Below are 19621 nucleotides of genomic sequence, written 5' to 3' on the forward strand. Positions count from 1 at the left end.
TCACCCGTAGGCGGAACGGAATACCGCTGTGAACGCTAGCATCCGCCCCATGACCACCCGCCCCAAGACCAGTGACCCCGTGACTCCCCGCGTGATCGCCGACCTGCGCTCCGACACCGTGACCACCCCCACCCCCGAGATGCGCGACGCGATGGCGCACGCAGCCGTGGGGGACGACGTGTACGGCGAAGATCCCAGCGTGAACGAGCTGCAGGCCGAGGTCGCCCGCCTGTGCGGCATGGAGGCGGGGCTGTACATGCCCTCGGGCACCATGACCAATCAGGTGGCCATCGCGCTGCACACGCGCCGGGGCGAGGAGGTGGTCTGCGCCGAGGGCAGCCACATCTACGAGTGGGAGCTGGGCATGATGGCGGCGTTCAGCGGCGTGGTGCCGCGCTTCGTGCCCGCGCCGCTGGGCGTGCCGGCCCCGGAGGAGGTGCGGGCGGCCGTGCGCCACTCGGTTCACCAGTCGCCCACGGGCCTCATCAGCCTGGAAAACACCCACAACAAGGCGGGCGGCACGGTCATTCCGCTGGAGGTGCTCGCGGGCATCCGGGCGGTGGCCGATGCGGAGGGGCTGCCCCTGCATCTGGACGGCGCGCGGGTCTTCAACGCGGCGGCGGCGCTGAGCGTGCCCCTGAGCGAGATCACCCGGCACTTCCATACGGTCAGCGTGTGCCTCAGCAAGGGGCTGGGCGCCCCGGTGGGCAGCGTGCTGGTGGGCAGGGCCGAACACATGCGGCAGGCCCACCGCTACCGCAAGATGATGGGCGGCGGGATGCGGCAGGCCGGGGTGCTGGCGGCGGCGGCGCTGGTGGCCCTGCGGGGTGGCCCGGCGCGGCTGGCCGGGGATCACCGCCGGGCGCGCGTGCTGGCCGAAGCCCTGGTGAATGCCGGCTACGACGTGAACCTCGCCGCCGTGCAGACCAACATCGTCTACGCCACCATTCCCGACGCCGCTGCCCGGAGCGCCGCCTGGGCCCGGAGCGGTGTCCTGGCCAACGCCCTGGGGCCGGACTCCGTGCGCTTCGTGCTGCACCACCAGATCGGCGACGAGGCCCTGGAGGGCGCCCTCCGGGTGCTGACGGCCTGAGCCGGGAGCCGGCGCTGGCGCGGCCCGCCACCTTTCGGGTGAGGCGCCCCCCCCGGGCGCGCGCTACCCTCTGGGCATGACTGCGCCGGACGCTTCCCCGCCCACCCACCCTTCCTGGCCGGAGGGGGCCCCGACCTCGCCGCCGCCAGGAGCCTCGGGCGTGCGCGCGGTGGACGGCAACCGCGCCGCGCTGAGCCTGCTGGTGCTGCAGAACGTGGTGGCCGCGCTGGGCGTGGGGATGGATCTGCCGATCGGCGGGCGCACCGTGCACATCGGCCTGCACCTGTCTCTGGGGAATGCGCTGCTGCTGGCCTTCGCGGTGGTGGTGCTGGTGGCCTTCACCGTGTTCCGGCCGGCCATGCGCTCCCTGCTCCGGGATTCGCGCTGGCGCACGCGGCCCTCGTGGGGGCTGGCCCTGGCGGCCTTCGTGCTGGGGTTCCTGGCCTCACGCGCCTTCGCGCTGGCCTACGTGAGCTTCTTCCCGGACAGCATCAATGCCATGCCCAGGTTCCTGAGCAGCGGCGCCGACCTGATTCCGCTGCTGCTCTCTGCCGGCCTGCTGGTGCCGCTGGCCGAGGAGGTCGCCTTCCGGGGCCTGATGATGCGCGGTCAGGAGCGCGCGGCGGGCTTCACCGTGGCGGCCCTGGCGACCAGTCTGGCCTTCGCCGTGGCGCACGGGGTACCGGCCAGCGTGGCGGGCATCCTGCCGCTGGCCTACGTGCTGGCGCGGCTGGCGCAGCACAGCGGCAGCCTCTGGAATTCGGTGATCGTGCACGCCCTGAACAACTCGCTCTCGATCGGCCTGGGGTCGCTGCTGGCCGGGCAGAACCTGGGCGGCGCGGATCAGGCGGGCGCCCTGCTGGGCAACTCGGGGCTGGCGCTGCCGCTGGCCATCGGCGCGCTGCTGTTCGGCGTGGCGGTGCTGGTCGTGCTGCACCTGTGGCTCGTCCCCCGCGCCGATGCCCAGGTGCGCTCGGCCCCCGGGCCCTGGCTCAGCGGCGCCTACGTGGTCATCGTGGTCTTCGGGGTGCTGACCATGCTCGCCACGCTGCCCGCCGTGCAACAGCTCACGGGCCGGCTTAGCGGCGCCCTGCCCTGAGGGTGGCCCCGACCAGGGTGCGGTGAAGCGGATGCTGGAGCGCCTGAAAACCTTCGCCCGCGCCCTGAAGGCCGACCTGCTGGCCCTCAGCGTGGCGGTGCGCGATCCCCGCACCCCCTGGTACGCGCGGGCCTGGGCGGCGCTGGTGCTGGCCTACGCCCTGAGCCCCATCGACCTGATCCCGGACTTCATCCCGGTGCTGGGCTACCTGGACGACCTGCTGCTGGTGCCCGCCGGACTGTGGCTGGCCCTGCGCCTGCTTGCCCCGGAGGTGCTGGAGGACGCCCGCCGCGAGGCCCGCGAGCGACCGCAGCGACTGGGCCGCAGCGCCTGGGGGCTGGCCCTGGTGATCGGCGTGTATCTGGCGCTGATCGTGCTGGCCGGCTGGTGGTGGACGCAGCGGGGCGGCCCGGCCCGGTAGACCAGCCCGGTCGTCCCCCTCTGCGGCCCCGGCTGATCGAGTCGCCGTCAGCCAGGGAAGATGAAGCAGGAGCCGCCGGCCGTCGTCCCACTTGGCAGGTCACGGCCTCCGGGCCACTGCTCTAGGATGGCGGCGATCATGGCCCGACGTCCCCCTGTCCCCCCAGCCCCCGCGGCCGCTTCGGCGCCGCTGCCCACGACCCTGCTGAGCGGCCCCCGGGTCTTCGCGGGCCAGCTCCAGGCCAGCGAGCCGCGCTGGTGGCGCTACGCGGCCGTGGTGGTGCTCAGCTCCGTGCTCTCCGGGGTGGCCTACGCCCTGCTGGTGCGGCATGTGCCGGGCTCCGGCCCGCTGTCGCCGCTGGTGAACGTTCTGGGCGGCACCTTCCTGGGGGGGCTGAGCTTCGTGCTGATGTGGGGGCTGGGCCACCTGGGCGCCGGGCGGGCCGGGCGCGCCGCCGAGGTCTACGGCGCCACCTTCGCGCTGCTGCCCCCGCTGTGGCTGCTGGTGATCGTCTGGACGCTGCTCACCCCGGCGATCGCCTGGCTGCCCCAGGGCAACTCGGGAGCAGGCCGGGCGCTGGATCAGGCGGCCCTGGCTCAGGCGGCCCCGGCTCAGGCGGCGCTGCGCGCGGCGGGCGGCACGCAGGCGGGCGCGCTGCTGATGCTGGTGACGCTGCTGGGCACCGCCGCGCAGTTCGCTCTGGCGTTTCCGGCGTTCCTGCGCCTGACCGGCCAGCCCGGGCGGGCCCTGCTGGGCGCCCTGTTGCCGCTTCTGCCGGCGCTGCTCGTGCAGTTCGTCGGGATCGCGCCGCTGGTGGTCGCGCTGCTGAGCCGCCCGCCGGGGGCCTGACCCGGAGCGCTCATCCCGGTGGCTTCAGCCGAACACGCTCTTGGCGGGATCCCACAGCCGCCACAGTTCGTACAGGCCGACCAGCGTATGCAGCACCAGTTTCGCCGCGATGCCCGCCAGCAGGCCGATCAGGGTGCCCCAGGCGGACATCAGAGATTCCTGCAGCGACTTGCGAACCACCAGCAGCTCGGCCAGGAAGGCGCCGGCCAGTGGCCCCACGATCAGTCCCAGCGGGATGAATAGCCCCAGCAGGCCGCCGATCAGGGCGCCCCACATGGCCTGCCGGCTGCCGCCGTAGCGCCGCGCGCCCCAGGCCGAGGCCACGTTGTCGATCGACATGATCAGCAGCGTGATCACCCCGAAGGTGAGCAGGAAGGGCACGTCCGGCCAGGGTTGGAAGCCGTCGAGCAGCGTGGCCGCGACCGAGCCCAGAAAGATGATCAGCGTGGCGGGCAGCGCCGGGATGAAGGTGCCGATCATGCCGACGATCCAGGCGACGAGGAAGATCAGGAAAGCGAGGCTCATACGCCTGAAGACTACGCGCCGCCGGGCCGGGCGGTTCCCGCGAGGGCCGGGCCGCAGTCCAAAGAAAAACCCCCGACCTTGCGGTGGGGGGGTGGTGGTTGCAGGGACAGGATTTGAACCTGCGACCTCCGGGTTATGAGCCCGACGAGCTACCAGACTGCTCTACCCTGCGATACTACATTCTGCGTACCAGAAAGCCTTTTTTGTCGAAGCGGCTTCCGAAGCGCTCAGGAATAGTAGCTCGCACTTCCTGAACTGTCAACTGTGCGCTGAGCGGCATTGTGCGTGGCTGGGCCAGAAATCCCACGTTCGCCGACGCCCCAGCGGGTAGGCTGGACGCGTGACCGATCCCGACAGCGGCATCCAGGCCCGCAAGATGCACCACATCGAGGCGTGTCTGCGGCCCGAGAGCCAGTACGCGGGCGTGCAGAGCGGCCTCTCGGCCGTGCCCTGGCCGTACCGGGCGCTGCCCGAGCGCGATCTGGACGACGTGAAGCTGGAGGTCGGTTTCCTGGGCCGCCGCCTGAGCGCCCCGGTCTTGATCGGCGCGATGACCGGCGGCGCCGAGCGGGCCGCGCGGATCAACGCGAACCTGGCCCTGGCCGCGCAGCGCCTGGGCATCGGCATGATGCTGGGGTCGCAGCGCATCATGCTGGAGCGCCCCGAGGTCGCCCCGAGCTTTCAGGTTCGCGGCGTGGCGCCCGACATCCTGCTCATCGGCAACCTGGGCGCGGCGCAGTTCGGGCTGGGCTACGGGGTCGAGGAAGCGGGCCGCGCCGTGCGGGAGGTGGGCGCCGACGCCCTGGCGATCCACGTCAATCCGCTGCAGGAAGCCCTGCAGGCCGGTGGCGACACCCGCTGGCGCGGAGTGGTCGCCCGGCTGGGCGAGGTCGTGCCCGCGCTGCCCTTCCCGGTGGTGCTCAAGGAGGTCGGTCACGGGCTGGACGAACGGACGGTGCGCGCGGTCGCCGGGGTGGGCTTCGCCGCGCTGGACGTGGCCGGGGCCGGCGGCACGAGTTGGGCGCGGGTGGAGCAGCTCGTGCGCTGGGGGCACGTGGTCAGCCCGGAGCTGTGCGAGCTGGGGGTGCCCACCGCCCAGGCCCTGCGAGGCGCCCGCGCCGCCGCGCCGGCCACGCCGCTGATCGCCTCGGGCGGGATCCGCAGCGGGCTGGACGCCGCCCGCGCCCTGCGCCTGGGCGCGCGGGTGGTGGCGGTCGCCCGGCCCCTGCTGGAGCCGGCGCTGGAGAGCGCCGAGGCCGCCGAGGCCTGGCTCTCGACCTTCATCCATGACCTGCGGGTGGCGCTGTTCGTCGGTGGTTACTCGGGCGTGGACGATCCGGCGCTGGGAGCCCTGGCAGAGCTGCCGGCCCCCGTGGAGGCGGGCCGCCCGGCAGATGCCGCCCCCGCCTGAGCGCTGACCGGCTCCTCCAGCGAACGGGGCGCATCTCCCTCCTCCATCTGCTCCGTGACCTTCTCCTCCAGCTGACCCAGGCGGCGGGTGGCGGGGTCGGCGGCGACCACGGCGGCCAGGAGCAGCGTCAGGGCCGCCACACTCAGGTGAAGCTCCGTGGTGTCGAGATCCAGGAAGGCCAGCACCACACATCCGGCGATACCGGCCGCCAGCGCCAGCAGACTGCGGTCTGGCACGCGCCGGCGCGCCACCTGCATGGAATTCAGGCGCAGCATGGCCAGCGTGAACAGCGTGCCCGCCAGCGGCCAGGCCACGAACTGCTGGTTCACGGCGTCCTTCTTGGCGTCCACGGCGCTCAGGCCGTGGCCCAGCCCGACGCCCAGCATGATCACGCTCAGCGTGAAGGGCAGGTGACCGTACAGCCAGGCCAGCAGGCGGCCCACCTGACCCTCCACGTGGGCGGCCAGCAGGGGCAGCGCCCGCGCCTGATCGAAATACAGCCGCCACAGCGCCACCGTGGTCAGAATGGCGCCCAGCGCGGGCAGCAGGGTCGGCAGGGTCAGGGCCTGCTGGCGGCTGCCGTTGACCGTCTCGGTCACGATGGCCCCCAGCGCGATGATCTGCAGCAGCCCGACCCGTTCGGGGAGGTGGCCCTGGTGGGGCAGGACGGCGGTGCTGAGGCCGCGCGCCAGGATCGGCGCCACGATCTCCAGGGCCAGGGCGGCGCACCAGATCAGGAGCTGAGCGGCGCTGCCGGCGGGCAGCAGGGCCGAGCCCAGCCACAGCAGCGCGGCCCCCCCGAAGGTCTGGGCCACCCGCTGGGCGAACGCCGCCGCCTCGGGCCGGGCCCGCGAGACCAGCAGGTACTGGACGCACTGGATCAGCCGGTTGACCCCGAAGGCCAGCGCGACCGCCAGCCCGGTGTCCTTGACGTCTCCGCGCAGCGTCAGGGCGATCAGGCTCATGGACACCAGCTGGGTCAGGGTCGCCCAGCGGTAGATGCGGCTCTCGTTGCCGAAGCGCGCCGCGAACAGCGTGTTGCCGGCCCAGGCCCACCAGACGGCCGTGAACAGCAGCGCGAATTCCGCGATGTTCTCCAGGCCGGGGGAATCGCCCAGGCGCCGGGCGAGCTGATCGAAGGCCACCACGAAGATCAGGTCGAAGAACAGTTCCAGCCAGGAGACCTTCTGCTCGGCCGTCCCCCCCTGCGTGGCCCCATTCTGCGCGCCGTCATTCTGCGGGGACGTGCCCTGCCCGCCCGATGAGATGGTGTCCGGAAGGGTGATGCTGTCGGGTTGTCCGTGCGTCATCGCAGCCGCCCCAGCGCCTTGCGGATCAGGGCGTCGGCCGACTGCTCGGGGTCGCTGGAGAGCAGTTCGGCCACGGCGGCGCGCACGTTCGCCTCGCGGAAGCCCAGGGCCAGCAGGGCGTCCACGGCGTCCCGGCCGGCAGTGGTCGCCACCGGGGCGGCGCGCCCCGTGCCCGAACCGGCGGCGGGCGCGGCCAGATGTTCGGGCACTTTACCCTGAAGCTCCAGCACCAGCCGCTCGGCCGTTTTCTTGCCCACGCCGGACACCGAACTCAGCAGCTTGGCGTCGCCGCTGAGCAGGCCCTGCGCCAGCGCCGAGACCGGCATGGCCGAGAGCAGCGCCAGCGCCAGCTTCGGCCCCACGCCGCTCACGCCGGTCAGCAGGTCGAAGATCCGCACGCTGTCGGCGTCGTGGAAGCCGAACAGCAGCTGGGCGTCCTCGCGCACGATGAAGCGGGTGTTGAGTTCGGCGGCTTCGCCCACTTTCAGTTTGGCCAGCGTCCCGACCGGGCACTGCACCTCGTAACCCACGCCGCCTGCGACGACCACGGCGCTGTTCTCGCGGACTTCTCGCACCACGCCGGAAAGGAAGGCAATCATCAGACCCGGATTCTAATCGGGCCGGCTCTCACACAGCGCGAGCGTTCCCCCGATCTCGGGTTCAGGCCGCGTTCATTTGCCGGGCCGGAGCGTGCCGGGCCGGAGCGTGCCCGGGAGCAGGGGCCGGGTACTCAGGATCAGCAGGGTCGCCGCCATGCCCGCCGCCACCACCGCCCCCCACACGTAGCCCTGCCCTTCATGCCCGGTGGGCGAGGCCAGCAGCAGCGGGCTCAGGAACTGGCCCAGGAACACCGCGCTGCTCATGCCGGCCGTCACGCGGCCCCGCCACGCCGGGGGGGTCAGGTCGGCCAGCCAGGTGTAGAGGTTGGGGAAGACCAGGCCGCCGCCCAGCCCGCCCACGACCAGCCCGGCCAGGGCCACGCCCAGCCCCGGCGCCTGCGAGACGATCAGCCAGCCGGCGGCGACGCCCAGCAGCCCCAGCGCGGCCACCCGCCGGGGATCGAAGCGCCCGGCCAGGCGCGAGTAGGCCAGCGAGGTCAGCGCCGCCATCAGGGTGAAGGTGCCCAGCAGCAGGCCCGTGCTGGCGGCCCGCGCGCCCAGCGAGCCCAGCAGGAACGGCCCCTGCGCCGGCATCAGGTAGAAGACGACCATGTAGCCCAGCGCCAGGGCATACACCAGCCCGATGGCGCCCCAGCGCGGGGGCTGCTCCGGCTCCGGTGTCCGGGCGAGCACCGGCACGCCCCCGGGAAGCCGCAGCACCAGCGGCAGCAGCAGCAGGGCCAGCGCGTACAGGGCGAAGGGAGCGCGCCACGAAAGGCTGGCGAGCAGGCCGCCCAGCGGCAGCAGCACGGCCCCACCGAAACTGGTGAAGGCTGCCTGCTGGCTCAGGAAGCGGCCGCGCTCCGGGCCGCTGAACAGGTCGTTGACCAGGGCACCGGCCGCTGTCATGGTGCCCGCCACCGCCAGGCCCAGCACCACCCGGCCCGCCAGCACCGCGCCCAGCGACCCCGCGACCAGCCCGCTGGCGCCCCCGACGGCGTACAGCGCCAGGGCCCCGATCAGCACCGGGCGGCGGCCGTAGCGGTCGGCCAGCACCCCGCTCAGGGGAGCGCTCACGGCGATGACCAGCCCCAGGATCGTCAGCGCCAGCTTGACCAGCAGTTCCACGTTCGGCGTGTCCGCGAAGTGGCGGCCCATCGCGGGCAGCGCCGGGGCGATGGTGGCGCCCGACATCACGGTCAGGGCGGCGAGCAGCAGCAGGGTCAGCCGGGTGGACGTGTCCGGAGCGCCGGCTGTGTCTGCGGCGGCCGGGGCCGGCGCCGTGGTGGAGGGAGGGGTGGTCACGGCGGGCAGTGTAACTTTGGAATGTCAACCACAACGGGGGATCAAGCACCTACTCCCTCGTCGCGGCCCTCGTCGGGAGCCCCTCGCCCGCGTCATACTCGGCCCATGTTCACCCTGCGCCCCGCCCGCGAGGCCGACCGGGAAGCCCTCTACCGCATCTGCTTACAGACCGGTGACAGCGGCCAGGACGCCACCGGCGTCTACGACGATCCGGCCCTGCTGGGCCACATCTACGCCGCGCCGTACCTGACCTACGCCCCGGCCTTCGCCTTCGTGCTGGAGGACGCGGGAGCGGTGGGGGGCTATGTCCTGGGCACGCCCGACACGCGGGCCTTCGAGGCCACCCTGGAGCGCGAGTGGTGGCCCCACCTGAGGACGCAGTATCCCGATCCATCGGGCGTCCCACGAGAGGCCCGAACGCCGGATCAACGTCTCGCGGCACTCATCCACACGCCGCGCACCGCCCCGGACGCCCTGCTGGCGCAGTATCCGGCCCACCTGCACATCGACCTGCTGCCCTGGGCGCAGGGTGGGGGCCACGGCCGCCGGCTGATGGAACGCCAGTTCGCGGCCTTGCGGGAGGCCGGGGCGCCGGGCGTGCACCTGGGCGTGGGCGAGCGCAACACGCGCGCCGAGGGCTTCTACCGCCATCTGGGGATGGAGGAGCTGGCCCGCTCGCCCGGCGCGATCACCTTCGGGCTGAAGCTGTAGGCCGTCCGGATCGCTGCCCCGACGCTGGAGAAGATCGGCCCCAGTTTTCTCGACATGTCCCCCCGACCCCTGTAAAGGGTCTCTCGACCGCTGAACTGGAGCCGCTTCAGAGGTGTTCGCGGTTCCGAAAAGCCTCCCCCGGCCTCCTGACACTCCCACTCCCCTCCGCCATCTGGCCCAGCCCCCGGCCGCCCCGGAGTCTGTAGACTGCCCCCATGAGCCGGCCCGCCTCCCCCTCCATGCCCATGCGAATGCCCCGGCGGGCCTGAACGTTTCAGGCTGGAGCGGGGGCGCACTGAGCCGGTGCGCCTCCCGTTCATTGACCAGAGTGCGTATCTTGGGACAGCTGCCGGCGTGCCTCCCATCAGGGCAAGGGCCGGAAAGGACGGAACAGACATGAGCGAGCGCTTTTTCATCACCACCGCGATTGATTACGCCAACGGGGCGCCCCATATCGGGCACGTCTACGAGAAGATCCTAGGCGACGCGATCGCCCGCTACCAGCGCTTATCCGGCCGCGAGGTGGTGTTCGTGATGGGCACCGACGAGCACGGCGAGAAGATCTCCAAGGCGGCGGCCAAGGCCGGCCTGACCCCGCAGGAGCTGGTGGACGACCTGAGCGAGCGGGCCTTCCAGGGCCTGTGGAAGCGGCTGGAGATCACGGCCGACCATTTCATCCGCACCACCGACGCGCGCCACAAGAAGTTCGTGCAGACCATCCTGCAGCGGGTGTACGACAGTGGCGACATCTACTTCGCCGAGTACGAGGGCCTGTATTCGGTGGGCGCCGAGCGCTACGTGACCGAGAAGGAACTGGTGGAGGGAGGTGACGGCGTGCGCCGCTACCCCGGCGACAAGGACGCCCCGGAACTGCGCCGCGAGGCGAACTACTTCTTCCGCATGGAGAAGTACCAGGGCTGGCTGCTGAGCTACCTGCAGGAGCATCCGGGCCTGATCCAGCCGGCCGGCTACCGCAACGAGGTGCTGGAGATGCTGCGTGAGCCCATCGGCGACCTGAGCATCAGCCGGCCCAAGAGCCGCGTGCCCTGGGGCATCGAGCTGCCCTGGGATGCCGACCACGTAACCTACGTGTGGTTCGACGCGCTGCTCTCGTACCTGACGCCGCTGGTGAGCCAGGGCCAGGACGCTTCGGTGAGTGCCCAGGCCTGGCACGTGATCGGCAAGGACATCCTCAAGCCGCACGCGGTGTTCTGGCCGACCATGCTGCACGCGGCGGGCCTGCCGGTCTACCGGCGCCTGGTCGTGCACAGCCACATCCTGGCCGAGGACGGCCGCAAGATGGGCAAGTCGCTGGGCAACGCCATCGACCCCGAGGCGCTGGTGCGGAATCACCCGGTCGACGCCATCCGCTACACGCTGCTGCGCGAGGCGTCCCTGAGCGCCGACAGCCCCTACGGCGAGGGCATCCTGGTCTCGCGGCTGAACTCCGACCTGGCGAACGACCTGGGCAACCTGCTCTCGCGCACGGTGAGCATGATCCAGAAGTACCGGGGCGGCGTGATCCCCGCCGCGCACGAGTTGACCGACCGGGAGCGCGAGATCGAGGCCGCCGCGCTGGCGCTGCCGGGACAGATCCTGGCGCTGGTGGACGAGCTGAAGATCAACATGGCTATCGAGGCCGCCATGAACTTCGTGCGCGACCTGAACCGCTACATCGCCGAGAGCGCGCCCTGGAACCTCGCCAAGCAGGAGGAGACCGCCCGGCGGCTGGACACCGTGCTGTACACCGCGGCCGAGGGCCTGCGGGTGGCGAGCGTGGCGCTGGAGGCGGTGATTCCGGTCAAGGCCCGCGAACTGCGCGCCCAGCTGGGACTGGCGGGGCAGTCCTACGTCCTCCAGGGGGCCTGGGGCCTGCTGCCCGCCGGCACGCGCGTGGTGGGCGGCCCGATCCTGTTTCCCAAGCCCGAAGTCCAGAGCGCCGACCCGGACGCCCCCGCACCTGCCCGCAGAGACCAGAAAGCCGGCCAGACCTCCAGAACAGAGACCTCCAGAAAAGAGAGCCCCACCATGACCCAGACTGCTTCTCCCCCTCCCGTCACCGCCGCCCCGACCGTCCCCACCCCCAGCGCCACCCCGGCTGAAACGGCGGCCCTGATCTCCATCGACGACTTCGCCCGCCTCGACCTGCGGGTGGCCGAGGTGGTGGCCGCCGAACGGGTCGAGAAGGCCGACAAGCTGCTCAAGCTGACCGTGAAGCTCGGGGAGGAGACCCGCACCGTGGTGAGCGGTATCCGCCAGTGGTTCGAGCCAGGCGCCCTGGTGGGGCGCAAGGTCATTCTGGTCGCCAACCTGAAGCCGGCCAAATTGCGCGGGATCGAGTCCCAGGGCATGATCCTGGCGGCCGAGGACGACCAGGGCCGGCTCGATCTGGTGGGCCTGACCCTCGACCTGCCCAGCGGCACCAAAGTTCGGTGAAGAAGGCCGTTGCTGGGCCCGTACCTGAGCGTCCCGGCTCCGGGAAGCGGGGGTACACTGGCCGCATGGGGTTCGTGGTGGTCTCCGGTCTGTCCGGCAGCGGCAAGAGCACGGTGCTCCGCACGCTGGAGGACGCCGGGTTCTTCACCACCGACAACCTGCCGCCCGAGCTGTGGGGCACCCTGCACGATCTGGCCCAGGCGCGCGGGCTGCGGCGCATCGCCGTGACCACCGACGCCCGCACCCGCGAGTTCCTGAGCGCCCTGGAAGACAGCTACGTGCGCCTCTCGCGGCGCCAGGAAGACCTGCGGGTGCTGTATCTGGAGGCCAACTCCGAGGTGCTGCTGCGGCGCTACAACCTGACCCGCCGCGAGCACCCGCTGGGCGACACCCTGCTGGTGGACTTCGCGCGGGAGCGCGAGCTGCTCGCCCCGCTGCGGTCGATCGCCGACACGGTGATCGACACGACCAGCATGAGTGCCAAGGAACTGTCGGAGCGCGTGCTGCAGATTTTCCGGCTGGAGCAGGACTTCCACCTGCGGCTGGTGTCCTTCGGCTTCAAGCACACCCCCCCGCGCGACGTGGACATGGTGCTGGACGTCCGGTCGCTGCCCAATCCCTACTACGACCCGGAGCTGCGCCCCAGAACCGGTCTCGACCCGGCGGTGGCCCGCTACGTCTTCCAGGATCAGCCCTCCGAGGACTTTTACGCCGAGCTGCGCGACTTCGTGCGGATGGCGGCCACGCGCGCCAAGACCACGGGGCGGCACGGTTACGCCGTGGGGATCGGCTGCACCGGCGGCCAGCACCGCTCGGTGGCCATCGCCGCCCGGCTGGCCGAGGATCTGAAGGATCTCAACCCCGAGATCGCCGACCACCGGGACATGAAGATCGAGGCCGGGACATGAGCGATCCGCCGCTGCCGCGCGAGACCGGCTTCCGGTCAGAGGCGGTGGCGCGGGGGCGCCACGTGCAGCGCCGCGCAAAGATCTGGCTGGCGCCGGGCATCGGGGTCAAGCGCTGGCTGGTGCTGTTCATGCTCTGCACCTTCATCGGCGCGGTGGGCTTCCTGCACTTCACCTGGACGGGGCCGCTGCACTTCATCGCCACGCGCTGGATCCTGCGGCTCAACGCCCTGACCCGGCCCGAGGTCATGCCGCTGTACGTGGCCGGCATCGGCGTGATGGCGCTGGCGCTGATGGGCGCGCTGTGGAGCATCGCCATGCTCAACCGCTCCATGCTGCGCGGCACCGGCACCGAGCCCAGTCAGGCCGTGGACATCATCTACGAGCAGCGCAACCTGGCGCGCGGGCCTCGCATCGTGGCGGTGGGCGGCGGCACCGGCCTGTCGAACCTGCTCAGCGGGCTGCGGGTCTACACCGGCAACATCACGGCGGTGGTCGCGGTGTCGGACGACGGCGGCTCCTCGGGCCGGCTGCGCGAGTCGCTGGACATGATCGCCCCCGGCGACCTGACCGACTGCTACGCCGCCCTCTCCGACAGCCCGGTGATGGCCCGGCTGATGCTGCACCGCTTCCAGCGCGGCGACGGGCTCTCGGGGCACACCTTCGGCAACCTGATGCTCGCCACGCTCTCCGAGGAGCAGGGCGGGCTGGGCGAGGCCATGAAGGACATCCACGAGGTGCTGCGCATCCGTGGGCGCGTGTACCCGGCCTCGACCTGCCCCACCACGCTGGTCGCCCGCCTCAGCGACGGCCGCGAGATCCGCGGCGAGAGCCGCTTCGCCGAGCAGGTGGGCGAGGCCCGGATCTCGCGCGTGCTGCTCGATCCGCCCGAGCTGCCGGCCCTGCCGGACGTGCTGGAGGCCATCCGGGGCGCCGAACAGATCGTGCTCGGCCCCGGCAGCCTGTTCACCTCGATCATCCCCGCGCTGCTCGTGCCGGACATCGCCCAGGCCATCCGGCAGACGAGCGCGCCGCTGATCTACGTGGCCAGCCTGATGACCGAGCCCGGCGAAACCAGCGGCCTGAGCCTGGACGACCACGTGCAGGCCATCACCCGCCACCTGGGCCGCACCCCGGACTGCGTGCTGGTGAACTCGGCCGACCCGCCCCAGGCCGTGATCCAGCACTACGCCGAGGCCGGCGCCCACCTGCTGACCCTCAACGGCTCCAGCCGCGACCTGCGCGGGCGCGCGACCCTGCTCCCCCTGATCCAGACCGGCCAGGCCCGCCACGACCCCGAGGCGCTGGCCCAGGCCCTGATGGCCTTCCCTCACCGCCAGCAGAATTAGACCTGCTCACTCCGCCCCGGCGCGGGCACTGCTACCCTCGGGGCATGAGAGCCCTGGAGGAACGCCCGCCGCACGCCAGCGTCCGTGACCTGGGGGTGCGGGCCCGGGCGGCGGCCCGCGTGCTGCGCTCCCTGCCCACGGCGAGGAAAGTGGCGGTTCTCCAGGCCATCGCCGCCGAACTGCGCGGGCGCCGGGCCGAGATCCTGGCCGCCAACGCCCGCGATGTGGAGGCCGCTCTGGCCGCCGGTCTCCCTGAGCCGATGGTCGCCCGCCTGCGCCTGGACGGCGGGGCGCTGGAGGGCGTCGCGGCCGATGTGGAGGCCGTGTCGCGTCTGCCCGACCCGGTGGGGGAGAGCACGCCCGAGGATCGGCGGCCCAGCGGCATCCGGGTCTCGCAGCGCCGCGTGCCGCTGGGGGTGCTGGGCGTGATCTACGAGTCGCGCCCGAACGTCACCGTGGACGTGGCCGCCCTGGCCCTGATGAGCGGCAACGCCGTGATCCTGCGCGGTGGCAGGGAGACGGTGCACAGCAACGCGGCGCTGGAGGGCGCCATCCACGCCGCCCTGGCCGCCCAGGGCCTGCCCTCCGGCGCCGTGCAGGTCATCCGCGACCCGGCCCGCGAACGGATGCTCGAACTCCTCAAGCTCGACGATCTGGTGGACGCCATCATTCCGCGCGGCGGGGCGGGTCTGCACCGCTTCTGCGTGGAGCACGCCACCGTGCCCGTGATCGTCGGAGGCATCGGCGTGGTGCATATTTACCTGGACGAATCGTTTACCCGCGAACCAGCCGACGTGCAGATGGCGGCCGAGCTGATCCGCAACGCCAAGGTGCAGAAGCCCAGCGCCTGCAACGCCCTGGACACCCTGCTGATCCACGATCGGGCGCTGGGCGCCCTGCCCGAGGTCGCCCGCGCCCTGATCGAAGGCGGCGTGACGCTGCTGGCCGATGCGAGGTCGCAGGCCTCCCTGGACAGCGCCGGCCTTCCCGCTCAGCCCGCTCAGGACAGTGACTATGGGCAGGAGTTCCTGGCCCTGACCGCCAGCCTCAGGGTCGTGTCCGGCCTGGACGAGGCGCTGGACTTCATCGCCGCGCACGGCAACCACACCGACGTGATCCTGACCCGCGACGGCGCCCAGGCCGCCCGCTTCGTGCAGGACGTGGACTCGGCCGCCGTGATGGTGAACGCCAGCCCCCGTTTCAACGACGGCGCCCAGCTCGGCCTGGGCGCCGAGGTCGCCATCAGCACCCAGAAGCTGCACGCGCGGGGGCCGATGGGCCTGCGGGAACTGACCACGACGAAGTGGGTCGTGATGGGAGACGGGCAGATCCGGGGCTAGGCCAGCCCCCCATCTGCAGGCTCGCCGCCATGGGCAGTAAAGAGCCGACCCCCTGCCCCGCCCCGCCTGTGGAGGAGATCCCCATGCTGCTCGACCATCTGCTGAACCTTTACCTGCGCGAGATCGCCACCCTGGAGCGGGAACTCGAGCTGTACCCCGACGACGACACGGTCTGGGCCGAGCTGACCGGCCTGCCCAATACGGCTGGAACGCTATTCCTGCATCTGGCCGGCAGCCTGCAGCACTTTTTCGGGGCCGTGTACGGCGAGACGGGCTACGTCCGCGACCGCGAGGCGGAATTCAGCCGGCGCGGTGTGCCCCGCAGCGAACTGCGGCGGGAACTGGCCGGGGCCAGGGCCGGGGTGCAGGCCGCCTTCACCCGGCTCCGTGAGGAGGATCTGGCGCGGGTCTTCCCGGTCAGATATGCCGATGAGCCCGTCTCGGTACAGCTCACCCTGCTGCAGTTCCTCAGCCACCTGGCCTTTCACCTGGGCCAGATCGACTACCACCGCCGCGCGGTCACGGGCCACCGGGTGTCGGCCGGCGCGGTCGATCCGGCCCATCTGCGGCCCTGAGCGCCCGAGTCCTACACCCCCAGCGGGACGTCCACCCCCAGTTCGGCCAGCACCGTGCGGATCGCCTGGGCGTCGATGCCCGAGCGGGCGTGGACGCTTTCCACCGTGGCGTGATCCTGGAACTCGTCGGGGATGCCCAGTACGCGTACCGGCGTGTGCAGGCCCCAGGTGTTCAGGGCCTCCAGCACGGCGCTGCCGAAACCTCCGACCACGGTGTTGTCCTCCACGGTGATGATGGCGCGGGCTGTGCCGGCGACCCCGCGCAGCATGGCGTCGTCGAGCGGCTTGACGAAGCGGGCGTTGACCACCCCCACGCCGCCCAGATCGCCCGCCGCCTTCAGGGCGTAGTCGAGGGCCTTGCCGCCGGCCAGGATCACCACGTCGTCGCCGTCTTTCAGGCGTTCCCAGGTGCCCCACTGCAGGGCGGGCCAGGTGCCCTCCGGCACGCGCGCGGTGTTGCCGCGGGGATACCGGATGGCGAAGGGGCCGCTGTGTTCCTGGGCGTACTTGAGCATCCCGCGCAGCTCGGAGGCGTCCCTGGGCAGGCCGATCCGCACGCCCGGAATGGAGCGCAGGTAGCTCAGGTCGAACACGCCGTTGTGCGTGGCGCCGTCCGCGCCGACGATGCCCGCCCGGTCGATGGCGAAGGTGACCCCCAGATTCTCGATGGCCACGTCGTGCAGCACCTGATCGTAGGCACGCTGCAGGAAGGTGGAGTAGATCGCCACGACCGGCCGCAGGCCCTGCAGGGCCATGCCGGCGGCGGCGGTCACCGCGACCTCCTCGGCGATGCCCACGTCCAGATAGCGGTTCGGATGGGCCCTGGAGTAGCCGACCAGGCCGCTGCCCTCGCGCATGGCGGGGGTGATCACGAAGGTGCGCGGGTCGAGCCGGGCCAGCTCGGTCATGGCGTCGCCGAAGGCGTTGCTCCACGAATACGCATTGCTGGGCACGAAGTCACCGGTCTCGGGGTCGAACTTGCCGGGGCCGTGCCAGTAGATGGGATCGGCCTCGGCGTAGCTCAGGCCCTTGCCCTTCTTGGTGACCACGTGCAGGATCGTCGGCCCGTCGAGTTCGACCAGCCGCTCCAGCAGCCACACCAGTTCCTGGACGTTGTGGCCGTCCACCGGCCCCACGTAGCGCACGCCCATGGTGGCGAAGGGGTTCACGGAGGCGGGGTCGAAGAAGTGCCGGGTCGAGGACTTGGCGCGGCTCATGAAGTTGGCGAGCGGCCGGCTCACCGCCTGCATGGCCTTCTTGCCGGCGCCCTCGCCCTCCTGAAACCATTTCTGCACCTGCAGGCCGCGCATGAACTTGTTCATGGCCCCCACGTTCTCCGAGATGCTCATCTCGTTGTCGTTCAGGATGATCAGCATCTTGCGCTGCTTGTCGCCGATGGTGTTCAGGGCGGCCAGCGCCATGCCGCCGGTGAGCGAGCCGTCGCCGATCACGGCGGCCACGTGGTAGTCCTGGCCCAGCGCATCTCTCGCCATCGCCATGCCCAGCGCGTTCGCCAGACTGGTGCTGGCGTGCCCCACGGTGATGGCGTCGTGCTCGGACTCGCTCACCTTGGTAAAGCCGCTCAGGCCGCCCTCCTTCTTCACGGTCGCCATCTGCTCGCGCCGGCCGGTCAGCATCTTGTGGGCGTAGGCCTGGTGGCCCACGTCGAACAGAATGCGGTCGCGCGGCGAGTTCAGCACGTAATGCAGGGCCACGATCAGGTCGGTGGCGCCTAGCGAGGAGGCCAGGTGCAGCCCGCCCACCGAGCAGACCCGCACGATCTCGTCGCGCAGCTCCTGGGCCAGTTGCGGCAGCTGCTCCCGGCGCAGGATCTTGAGGTCGTCCGGGTGGTTCACGCTGTCCAGCAGGCGGGAGGTCAGGGGGGCAGGAAGCTCGGGTGCGTTCATGGTTGACTCCCGGGGCGGGGACTGAAGTTCCGCCCGATCAGCAGCAGGCCCTCGGGCGAGCGAACCTCGCCGACGAAGGGCGTGAACCAGAGTTGCTGGGTGGCCGGGAACAGGCCGCCCACCGTGTCGGTGATCTGCCGCGTGACCACCCACACGTCGAAGGCGCCGGCCGGGGTCTGCACCCGGCGGCGTTCCTGCACCGCGTAGCTGTAGGTCAGCGTGCCCTGGGCCTGCGCCTTGCCGTCGTCCCCGCTCAGGGTGACCTGGCTCTGGCCCTGCCACGTCAGCCCGACCTTCCAGGCGCCCTCGGCCGGGTACTCCAGCCAGGCGGGTTCCAGGCGCACGTTCACGCCGGGTTTGCGCAGGCCGTGCAGCAGCACGCCCGCCGCCGAGTAGCTGCGGAACCAGGTCTGGTCGGCGCCGCGCCCGGTGAGCTGGGTGGCCTGCACCGGCTGGGCGCCGTACAGGGTGGCGCCCCTGGCCTGCACGGTGTACGGCGCGGCGCTGTTCGGCTCGCCCTCGGGCAGGTACGACCACGACAGCCCGACCTCGTGCGGGTAGAACGACACGCCGGTCACGGCCGTGGAACTCTGGACGGTCGGGGCGGTGGTCGGCCGGGGGGCACACGAGCCCAGCCAGGTGGACACCAGTCCGGCGGCCACCAGTCCGGTTGCCAGCGCCAGGGGGCGCGGTCGCAGAGGAGGGGGGCCGGACATACCGGGTAGCTTAGGACGGTGCATCGCCCTCATTCTGTCAGCAATCCTGAAAACGGTTGCCTGTCTAAAGGATGATCATGGAACAGCTGGGCCAGCGAGCGGGGCGTGGCCGCACTCCAGATGCCGGAGCGGGCCGGCGCCCGGCAGAGCCCACGCCCGGCGGCCCGCAGCGGGTGAACCCGGCTGAGGCAGCCCGCCACCATCCACTGCCTGCCGGGCCAGCCAGAAGCCCGACCGACGCCGGGGCGCGGTCGGGCCTGGGGGTGAGCGGACGTCAGCTCTTCGGGCCGGGGGTGTCCTGCACGCGGGCTTTCAGGGCGGCGAAGGCGTCCTCGATGGCCTGGTCGCGGCCCAGATCCTTGAGCTGCTCGTCGAAGTTGCCCTCTTTCCGCAGCTCGCTGGAGGCCCGGTTGCGGTCTTCCATGCCGGCCACCTTCTGCTCCATCTCGTCGAAGGCTTCCATGGCGCCGCCGGCCTTGTCGAAGCCCGAGACCCGGTCGAGGGTCGCGCCGGCCTGCGCGGTCTTCTGGCGGGCCGCCAGCAGCGACTTCTTGGACTCCATCTCGTCGATCTTGGCTTCCAGGGCGCGCAGCTGGGTCTTGAGCTGGTCGATGGTGGAGGTCTGGATGGTGCGCTGCTCGTCGAAGCCGGCGGCCAGATCCTTGGAGTTCTGCGAGCGCTTCAGGGCCTCGCGGGCGAGTTCCTCGTTGCCGCCGCGCAGGGCTTCCTCGGCCTTCTTCTCGTATTCGGCGCTCAGGCGGCGGTTGGTGTTGGCCTCGCGCTCCAGCTTGGCGGCCTGCGCCATGGCCTCGGCCACCTCGCCGCGCGCCTCGGTGTAGGCGCCGCGCATGTCGCGCAGGGCCTGCTCGATGATCAGCTCCGGGTTCTCCGCCTTGCTGATCAGATCGTTCACGTTGGCGCGGAGCAGGCGGGACAGTCGGTCGAGAATGGTCATGGTGGTGCCTCCTTGGGGATCGTGGAGCCTGGGAATCATGGAGAGTCGTGGGCCGCCTGGGGCGAGGCCCGGCCGGTGGGCCCGCTCATGGAGCAGGGCGGCGGCCACTCGGGAC

At 71.5% G+C, this 19621-nt stretch carries 17 protein-coding genes, 1 tRNA gene and 1 pseudogene; 11 read left to right on the top strand and 8 right to left on the bottom strand.

The annotated features are described in order from the left end of the window. The first annotated feature begins 49 nt into the window (after window positions 1-49). The 4 genes and pseudogenes from CVO96_RS13790 (at window position 50) to CVO96_RS21615 (ending at window position 3462) form a co-directional block, all read left to right on the top strand. Complete coding sequence (locus CVO96_RS13790; RefSeq protein WP_103312725.1) at window positions 50-1093, top strand: threonine aldolase family protein; 1044 nt, start codon at window positions 50-52, stop codon at window positions 1091-1093. Between the two features lie 76 nt (window positions 1094-1169). Continuing rightward, complete coding sequence (locus CVO96_RS13795) at window positions 1170-2192, top strand: CPBP family intramembrane glutamic endopeptidase (protein ID WP_103312726.1); 1023 nt, start codon at window positions 1170-1172, stop codon at window positions 2190-2192. A 91-nt stretch (window positions 2193-2283) separates the two neighbouring features. Beyond that, window positions 2284-2431, top strand: a pseudogene (locus CVO96_RS21710) (YkvA family protein); the annotation flags it as partial. Window positions 2432-2751: 320 nt separating this feature from the next. Then, entirely contained in the window at window positions 2752-3462 is a 711-nt protein-coding gene (locus tag CVO96_RS21615; protein WP_103313498.1) for a hypothetical protein, read from the top strand. 24 nt (window positions 3463-3486) lie between these two features. Here CVO96_RS21615 and CVO96_RS13810 read toward each other — a convergent pair whose 3' ends face one another. Continuing rightward, window positions 3487-3987, bottom strand: coding sequence for a DUF456 domain-containing protein (locus tag CVO96_RS13810; protein ID WP_103312728.1), 501 nt, complete (start codon window positions 3985-3987; stop codon window positions 3487-3489). 95 nt (window positions 3988-4082) lie between these two features. Further along, window positions 4083-4159: transfer RNA gene (locus CVO96_RS13815), tRNA-Met, on the bottom strand. A gap of 204 nt (window positions 4160-4363) precedes the next feature. Here CVO96_RS13815 and fni point away from each other — a divergent pair. Beyond that, entirely contained in the window at window positions 4364-5398 is a 1035-nt protein-coding gene (gene fni, locus CVO96_RS13820; protein ID WP_207795351.1) for a type 2 isopentenyl-diphosphate Delta-isomerase, read from the top strand. Here the strand turns inward: fni and CVO96_RS13825 are convergent. From CVO96_RS13825 to CVO96_RS13835, 3 genes are all read right to left on the bottom strand, one after another. Beyond that, entirely contained in the window at window positions 5305-6708 is a 1404-nt protein-coding gene (locus CVO96_RS13825; protein ID WP_103312730.1) for a low temperature requirement protein A, read from the bottom strand. The genes fni and CVO96_RS13825 overlap by 94 nt on opposite strands. Continuing rightward, window positions 6705-7307, bottom strand: coding sequence for a Holliday junction branch migration protein RuvA (ruvA, locus tag CVO96_RS13830; protein WP_103312731.1), 603 nt, complete (start codon window positions 7305-7307; stop codon window positions 6705-6707). Before ruvA ends, CVO96_RS13825 begins: the two co-directional genes overlap by 4 nt. 72 nt (window positions 7308-7379) lie before the next feature. After that, entirely contained in the window at window positions 7380-8612 is a 1233-nt protein-coding gene (locus CVO96_RS13835; protein ID WP_243398361.1) for an MFS transporter, read from the bottom strand. 105 nt (window positions 8613-8717) lie between these two features. Between CVO96_RS13835 and CVO96_RS13840 the strand changes: the two genes are divergently transcribed. The 6 genes from CVO96_RS13840 (at window position 8718) to CVO96_RS13865 (ending at window position 15928) form a co-directional block, all read left to right on the top strand. Beyond that, on the top strand, window positions 8718-9323 hold the full coding sequence (locus CVO96_RS13840; protein ID WP_103312732.1) for a GNAT family N-acetyltransferase: 606 nt from the start codon (window positions 8718-8720) through the stop codon (window positions 9321-9323). A gap of 396 nt (window positions 9324-9719) precedes the next feature. Continuing rightward, a complete protein-coding gene (metG, locus tag CVO96_RS13845; RefSeq protein WP_103312733.1) occupies window positions 9720-11759 on the top strand; it encodes a methionine--tRNA ligase in 2040 nt (679 codons plus the stop codon). 65 nt (window positions 11760-11824) lie between these two features. Then, window positions 11825-12667: an RNase adapter RapZ gene (rapZ, locus tag CVO96_RS13850; RefSeq protein WP_103312734.1), complete on the top strand. Its 843-nt coding sequence runs from the start codon at window positions 11825-11827 to the stop codon at window positions 12665-12667. Beyond that, a complete protein-coding gene (locus tag CVO96_RS13855; protein WP_103312735.1) occupies window positions 12664-14013 on the top strand; it encodes a gluconeogenesis factor YvcK family protein in 1350 nt (449 codons plus the stop codon). Before rapZ ends, CVO96_RS13855 begins: the two co-directional genes overlap by 4 nt. A 44-nt stretch (window positions 14014-14057) precedes the next feature. Beyond that, on the top strand, window positions 14058-15353 hold the full coding sequence (locus CVO96_RS13860; RefSeq protein ID WP_103312736.1) for a glutamate-5-semialdehyde dehydrogenase: 1296 nt from the start codon (window positions 14058-14060) through the stop codon (window positions 15351-15353). An 83-nt stretch (window positions 15354-15436) separates the two neighbouring features. Continuing rightward, window positions 15437-15928, top strand: coding sequence for a DinB family protein (locus CVO96_RS13865; RefSeq protein ID WP_165795304.1), 492 nt, complete (start codon window positions 15437-15439; stop codon window positions 15926-15928). A gap of 11 nt (window positions 15929-15939) precedes the next feature. On the opposite strand, the gene dxs is transcribed toward CVO96_RS13865, so the two are convergent. From dxs to CVO96_RS13880, 3 genes are all read right to left on the bottom strand, one after another. Continuing rightward, a complete protein-coding gene (dxs, locus tag CVO96_RS13870) occupies window positions 15940-17835 on the bottom strand; it encodes a 1-deoxy-D-xylulose-5-phosphate synthase (protein ID WP_103312738.1) in 1896 nt (631 codons plus the stop codon). Continuing rightward, on the bottom strand, window positions 17832-18551 hold the full coding sequence (locus CVO96_RS13875) for a hypothetical protein (protein WP_243398362.1): 720 nt from the start codon (window positions 18549-18551) through the stop codon (window positions 17832-17834). Before CVO96_RS13875 ends, dxs begins: the two co-directional genes overlap by 4 nt. 274 nt (window positions 18552-18825) lie before the next feature. Beyond that, a complete protein-coding gene (locus tag CVO96_RS13880; protein ID WP_103312739.1) occupies window positions 18826-19506 on the bottom strand; it encodes a PspA/IM30 family protein in 681 nt (226 codons plus the stop codon). Between the last annotated feature and the right edge of the window lie 115 nt (window positions 19507-19621).

It is taken from the genome of Deinococcus koreensis (assembly GCF_002901445.1).
GTDB lineage: Bacteria > Deinococcota > Deinococci > Deinococcales > Deinococcaceae > Deinococcus > Deinococcus koreensis.